Origin of the sequence: Ramlibacter sp. (genome assembly GCF_013697775.1) — a bacterium.
Lineage (GTDB): Bacteria > Pseudomonadota > Gammaproteobacteria > Burkholderiales > Burkholderiaceae_C > Ramlibacter.
Window position 1 is genome coordinate 1 of the sequence record NZ_JACCWG010000046.1, and the last position, 2,324, is coordinate 2,324.

Genomic DNA, 2,324 nt, shown 5'->3' on the forward strand with positions numbered 1-2,324 from the left:
GACAACCCCAAACCATTCATCTGGACAGCCAGTGCTTCGGACATCCTGGCCAAGGTCACCAGAGCCAAGGCTGCATTGGCTGCGATCTCACGATAAGTACAGAACAGAGGCGCGCACCACACTAGTTCGTGGGCAGGAAGCTGTTGTCGACGACCGCGTCGAAGGGCACGTCGCGGTCCAGCAGCTGCAGATCGCGCAGGAACTTGACGGCCGATGCCAGCGCCGCGGGCGTGATGCGACCCGACGGCTCGATCGCCGCGACCGAGTTGTGCACGGCCTTGAGCAGCACGGCATCGTCCATGCCGGGAAAGCGCGGCTTGAGCAGTGCCAGGTGCTCGGCGTCGGTGGCCCGCTGGATCCACTGGTTGGCGGCGACCAGCGCCTTCACCACCCGGCGCACCTGCTCAGGGTTTTTCTGCGCGAAGTCCGGGCGCACGTAGAGCAGCTCGAACAGGAATTCCCGCAGCTGTTGATCTTCCCCGCGCGGGTTGTTGATGAACACCAGGGACTTGCCGCGCTCCACCGCCTGCTCCACCCCGGGGCTTGCGAAACACGCCACGTCGATCTGGCCGTTCTCCAGCGCGGCCAGCAAGGCAGGGCCGCCGCCCACGCCGATGACCTTGGCGTCGCGCTGCGGTTCCAGCCCGGCGCGCTTGAGGTACTGCATGCCCAGCAGGAAGGTCATCGCGCCGGGACGCGTTCCCCCGATGGTCAGGCCCTTGAGCCGGCGCAATTTCTCGTCGACGGATTGGTCGGCCCGAAAGCCGACCTTCTCGGCCGCGGCTTTGCCGATGTAGCAGAAGTTGGTGAAGCGGTTCACCACGCTCATCACTGCCTTGAGCGGCCTGCCCTGGGCATAGGCGGTGAGCAGGCGGTTCGGCGTGGACGTCGTGAAGTCGACGCTGCCCGAGATCAGCGCGTCGACGTCGGGGCCGTCGCCTTGCGTGGCGATGACTTCCATATCGATGTCCTGCGCGGCGAACAAACCCTTGTCCTGCGCCACGTAGATGGAATAGAAGGCCAGCGCATGCACCGGAATGGTCATCCTGAGTTTTTGCGGCGCCGCGCAGGCAGTGCCTGCCAGCAGCATGGCGGCCGCCACACACAGTGCGTTGAGGGCTTGTCGGTGCAACTTCATATCCGTCTCCGGGTTTTCAACCTGCGGCCATTCTCGGCGTCGCCCCAGGCAGCAACAAGCATCAAGTGGACAACGCAGCGATGCCGCGATTCGATGCCTGCTTGCACCGCGGAAGACGCCGGGGCTACCATGCCCCTCATGCAAGCCACGACGCTGAAGTACTTCCATCAGGTGGCGCGCCTGGGTTCGATCTGGCGGGCTTCGGAGCAGCTGAACGTGGCGGCCTCCGCCATCAGCCGGCAGATCGCACTGCTGGAGCACGAGGTGGGCCAGCCCCTGATCGAACGCCTGCCGCGCGGCGTGCGGCTCACCGACGCCGGCGAGATCGTGGCGCGGCACCTGCGCGAAACGGAGGCCGACTACCGGCGCATGCGAAGCTGGCTGGACGAAATCAAGGACGGCCAGCGCGGCGTGGTCAAGGTGGCGATGATCGAGGGCATGATCGCCCACTCCATGCCGGAGCTGGTGCACGCCTTCCATTCCAGCCATCCGCACGTGCGCACCGAAATCGCGATCGTCGGCTCGGGCATGGCCACCGACATGCTGCGCGCGGACGAGTGCGACCTGGCGGTGGTTTTCCAGTCCAGGAACCTGACCCAGCTGACCGTGGATGCCGAGCGCGTCGAGACGTTCTGCGCCGTGATGGCGCCCGGCCATCCGCTGGCGGCGCGCCGGTCCTTGTGGCTGGCCGAGGTCGCGCCGCACCCCGTCGTTCTCAACGACCCCTCGTACGCGACGCGCAGCCTGGTCGACCAGGCGGCCGGAGAAGCGGGGATCGCGCTGCACACGGTGGCGCTGATCAATTCGATCGAGGGCGCCAAGGCGATGGCGCGCGTGGGGACCGGTGTGGTGTTCCTGCCGTCGTTCGCCGTCGAGCGGGAACTCACCAGCGGCGAACTGGTCGCCGTTCCCCTGAGCGACAAGGCCTTTGCGGACACCCGCCTGATGCTGCTCAGCCGCCGCAACCGGCGGCTGCCCATTGCCGCCGATCGCCTGCGCGCGCAGCTGGTGCATGCCATGCAGGCACCCGGCGCGGCGGGGGCGCCGGGCCGCAAGAGGAAAGAAAAAAGCACCTGAGTCTTGCGACACAAGTGCTTGATTCGTTTCGAGTTCTTGGCTCCCCGACCTGGGCTCGAACCAGGGACCTACGGATTAACAGTCCGGCGCTCTACCAACTGAGCTATCG

2 protein-coding genes are annotated in these 2,324 nt (G+C 66.3%); one reads left to right on the forward strand and one right to left on the reverse strand.

The window, feature by feature from the left end:
* Positions 1–121: 121 nt before the first annotated feature.
* On the reverse strand, positions 122–1,138 hold the full coding sequence (locus tag H0U68_RS02920; protein ID WP_296352667.1) for an ABC transporter substrate-binding protein: 1,017 nt from the start codon (positions 1,136–1,138) through the stop codon (positions 122–124).
* Between the two features lie 138 nt (positions 1,139–1,276).
* Here H0U68_RS02920 and H0U68_RS02925 point away from each other — a divergent pair, with 138 nt between their 5' ends.
* On the forward strand, positions 1,277–2,215 hold the full coding sequence (locus tag H0U68_RS02925; protein ID WP_296352668.1) for a LysR family transcriptional regulator: 939 nt from the start codon (positions 1,277–1,279) through the stop codon (positions 2,213–2,215).
* Positions 2,216–2,324 lie beyond the last annotated feature (109 nt).

Excerpts from the sequence above, each read along its gene's own strand:
- H0U68_RS02920 (WP_296352667.1), bottom strand. The coding sequence starts at position 1,138 with ATGAAGTTGCACCGACAAGCCCTCAACGCACTGTGTGTGGCGGCCGCC.
- H0U68_RS02925 (WP_296352668.1), top strand. The coding sequence starts at position 1,277 with ATGCAAGCCACGACGCTGAAGTACTTCCATCAGGTGGCGCGCCTGGGT.